Origin of the sequence: uncultured Sphingorhabdus sp. (genome assembly GCF_937872355.1) — a bacterium.
In the GTDB taxonomy this organism is placed as follows: domain Bacteria; phylum Pseudomonadota; class Alphaproteobacteria; order Sphingomonadales; family Sphingomonadaceae; genus Sphingorhabdus_B.
In genome coordinates this window covers 1-1,764 of the sequence record NZ_CALMSV010000168.1, presented here as the reverse complement: position 1 = coordinate 1,764, position 1,764 = coordinate 1, and the positions used below count along the sequence as shown (strand labels likewise).

Annotated in this window: 3 protein-coding genes; all 3 read left to right on the top strand. The window is 59.2% G+C overall.

Annotated elements, in window-relative coordinates:
* On the top strand, positions 1 to 1,021 hold a 1,021-nt coding region (locus tag Q0239_RS10885), incomplete at its 5' end, for a cytochrome P450 (RefSeq protein WP_298602577.1).
* The gene (locus Q0239_RS10880; protein ID WP_298602574.1) at positions 1,018 to 1,191 is read left to right on the top strand and encodes a rubredoxin; all 174 of its coding nucleotides are present in this window, start codon (positions 1,018 to 1,020) and stop codon (positions 1,189 to 1,191) included. The genes Q0239_RS10885 and Q0239_RS10880, both read left to right, overlap by 4 nt.
* Before the next feature lie 33 nt (positions 1,192 to 1,224).
* Positions 1,225 to 1,764, top strand: a 540-nt coding sequence (locus tag Q0239_RS10875; protein WP_298602572.1) for an alcohol dehydrogenase catalytic domain-containing protein, incomplete at its 3' end; no start/stop codon positions are given.

Here is a 1,764-nt window from a genome sequence, read left to right as displayed (position 1 = left end):
TACCGGCGGACAGTCGAACATCTTCCGCTCGCTTGTTCAGCTGGATCCGCCCGAGCACCAGAAATATCGTGCGGTTTGTTCGGGCGCGTTTTCGCTCGACGGGATAAAAGCGGCGCTTCCCGCGGTTGAGGCGACTGCGAAAATCTATGCGGACAAGCTGGTCAGCCTCGCCCCCGAATGCGATTTTGCGGACGAAATTGCGTTTCTCTATCCTTTGAAAGTTGTCCTCGACCTGATCGGCGTTCCCGAACCTGACCATGCGAAGATGCTCGAACTGACGCAATGGCTGTTCACCTATGCCGACCCCGATCTGAAGCGGCCCGGTTCCGACCTGACCGACCCGCAGGAAATCACCCGCACCTGGGGCATCGTTTTCGAGGAATTCGAGAAATATTACACACCGATCATTGCCGACCGCCAAAAATGTCCACGGCACGATCTCGCCTCGGTTATTGCCAATGGCAAGATTGACGGTGGGCCAATGGAGCATCGCGCGCTGATTTCCTACTTCGTCATCGCGTCGACCGCAGGGCATGACACCACTGCGGCCACCACCGGCCATGGCATGTGGCAGTTGGCGATGCGCCCCGACATATTGGCCGAATTGAAAGCCAATCCCGATCTGATCCCCGGCTTTGTCGAGGAAACGATCCGCTGGGCCAGCCCGGTGCAGCAGTTCGTCCGTTCCGCCACACAGGATTATGAAATCAAGGGACGGACCATCCGGAAAGGCGATCTCGTTTATCTGTCGTACCTCTCTGCGAACCGCGATGAAGACGCCTTTCCGGATCCCTTTACCTTTGATCACCGCCGCTCACCCAACCGCCATGTCGGTTTCGGCTTTGGCGGACACACCTGCCTTGGCATCCACCTCGCGCGGATGGAGATGATTGCGCTGTGGAAGGAAATCATTCCGCGCCTGAAATCGGTCGAGCTCACCGGCGAACCTCGCATGGCGGAATCGGAATTTGTCTGCGGGCCCAAATCGGTGCCGATCCGTTTCGAGGTTGAAAAAGCATGAGCGAGCCGGAATATGCGGTTCATTGCTGCGGCAAGTGCGGCTTTCGCTATGACGAGGCGTTGGGATTACCCGAAGACGGTATTCCTCCCGGCACGCGCTGGGAAGATATTCCCGATGACTGGTTCTGCCCGCAATGCGGTGCATCGAAGGCCGACTTTGGCGAGATGTGAGAAGGCCGAACGCGGCAAAAGGAGAAGTTGAATATGATAGAGGCAGTGGCGGCGGTTGCCCGCATTCCCAAGGGTGACTTCTCGATCGAGCCGGTCAGTGTCGAAGCACCGCGCGCGGGCGAAGTGCTGGTCAAGATTGCGGGGGTGGGCCTGTGCCATACCGACCTGATCTTCCGCGACCAGTTCGCCCCTTACACCCTGCCCGCCGTGCTGGGCCATGAAGGTTCGGGCATAATCGAAGCGTTGGGCGAAGGCGTTACTGGCCTCGCGGTTGGCGACAAGGTCGTGATCGGCTTTTCAAGCTGCGGCGATTGCCCGCGTTGCGACGAAGGCTTGCCCAGCTATTGCCGCAGCTTTGTTCCGCTGAACTATGCGGGCATGCGGCTCGAGGACGGTTCCACAGCCTGTTGCTCGGGTGATGAGCGCATCGGATCCCATTTTTTCGGACAGTCTTCTTTCGCAAGCCACGCCATCACCCGCGCACGGAATGTTGTGAAGGTTGGCGATACGGCTGCCCCGCTCGAACTGCTCGGCCCGCTCGGTTGTGGCTTTCAGACCGGCGCGGGCGGTGTG

Excerpts from the sequence above, each read along its gene's own strand:
- Q0239_RS10880 (WP_298602574.1), top strand. The coding sequence starts at position 1,018 with ATGAGCGAGCCGGAATATGCGGTTCATTGCTGCGGCAAGTGCGGCTTT.